The following is a 1,681-nucleotide window of genomic DNA, read 5'->3' as shown; positions in this document are numbered from 1 at the left end:
GGGCGGAGGGGGTGGTGGTCGTGGCAGCCGGCGTGGCGTGCGAAGGTGCGGCGGGCACGTGCGCTGCCGGCAACTGTGGCGCGGCTGCCTGCTCCGTGCGTGCAGGGGGAACGGTGGCAGGTGCGGGGGCGCTGGCGAGGGGAGCCCCGACGTCGTTCCCGGCGTAGTTCAACCGCCGCTCGACGCGGTCGATCCGGGCCGCAATGCCGCGCTCGGTCTGCTCGGAGCTGGGCAGCAGGATGCGGGCGCACAGCAGTTCCAGGTGCAGGCGCGGAGAGGTGGCCCCGGTCATGTCCGTGAGCGCGGTATTGGTCACGTCAGCGGCGCGGGAGAGCTCGGCCGCCCCGAGGTTGTGCGCCTGGTTCTGTAGCCGGGCGATCTGGTCCGCCGGCATGCCGCGGAGGATGGACTGGGCGCTTTCGGGCATGGCCTGGACGATGATGAGGTCGCGGAAGCGTTCCAGCAGGTCCTCGACGAAGCGCCGGGGATCGTGCCCGGTCTGGATGACGCGGTCCACAGCGCGGAACACCGTGGCGGCATCCGACGCCGCGACGGCTTCGACGACGTCATCGAGCAGGGAGGCGTGCGTGTAGCCCAGGAGGGCGACCGCGAGTTCGTAGTCCAGTCCGTTTGGTCCGGCGCCGGCCATGAGCTGGTCGAGCACGGAGAGGGAGTCGCGGACCGAACCGCCGCCCGCGCGGATGACGAGCGAGAGCACCCCGGGTGCCACGGGGACGTTCTCCTGGGTGCAGAGCAGCTCCAGATACGCCATGAGAGGCTCCGGCGGCACCAAGCGGAAAGGGTAGTGGTGCGTGCGGGAACGGATGGTGCCGATGACCTTGTCCGGCTCCGTGGTGGCGAAGATGAACTTGATGTGTTCCGGCGGTTCTTCGACGATCTTGAGCAGGGCGTTGAACCCGGCCGACGTGACCATGTGGGCTTCGTCGATGATGAAGATCTTGTAGCGGTCCCGGACGGGGGCGTAGGTGGCCCGTTCCCGGAGGTCGCGGGCGTCGTCCACACCGCCGTGGCTGGCGGCGTCGATCTCGATGACGTCCAGGGAGCCGGAGCCGCCGCGGGCGAGTTCCACGCAGCTGGGGCACTTGCCGCAGGGAGTGTCCGTGGGGCCCTCGGCGCAGTTCAGGCAGCGGGCCAGGATGCGGGCGGAGGTGGTTTTGCCACAGCCGCGGGGGCCCGAAAAGAGATAGGCGTGGTTGACGCGGTTCTTGCGCAGGGCCGTCATGAGAGGCTCGGTGACGTGCTCCTGCCCGATAACGTCCGCGAACGAATCGGGGCGGTATCGACGGTAGAGGGCGGTAGTAACAGTCACAGATAAACCCTACCAATCGGCACAGACATAAAAGACCCCTCATGCACCCGCCAGAGCCCGTTTACCCTTGCTACCTTCCGGTCCTGGGGGAGTTCAACAGGATGACGCCACATGAGGGGCCGTCAGCAAGTTTACCTGACGATTGGGTGTGCCCCGAATTGGCCCGGTTTGGCCCTTAATCCTCGGCGGGACATGCCCATTTTTCGCGGCAGCTGCGGGCTGCAGGAGTGGGCGCGGTGGGGCTATGTCCAGCCCTCGGGCGGGCTGCGGGGCATGTCCAGTCGCGGGAGTGGGCAGTGTGGGGCATGCCCATTCTTGGCGGGAAGGAGTGGGTTATTTGGGGCTATGTCC

Annotated in this window: 1 protein-coding gene and 1 other RNA gene; both read right to left on the bottom strand. The window is 67.8% G+C overall.

Translation table 11 applies throughout. The features are described from left to right. Positions 1-1,330, bottom strand: a 1,330-nt coding sequence (locus tag LQV45_RS30445) for a DNA polymerase III subunit gamma and tau (protein WP_230010959.1), incomplete at its 3' end; no start/stop codon positions are given. 27 nt (positions 1,331-1,357) lie between these two features. After that, positions 1,358-1,454: signal recognition particle sRNA small type (gene ffs, locus LQV45_RS30440), an RNA gene on the bottom strand. Between the last annotated feature and the right edge of the window lie 227 nt (positions 1,455-1,681).

It is taken from the genome of Microbacterium sp. Bi128, from assembly GCF_918698205.1.
Note: the sequence above shows the minus strand (reverse complement) of the source record. Positions and strands in the feature narration are given on the sequence as shown.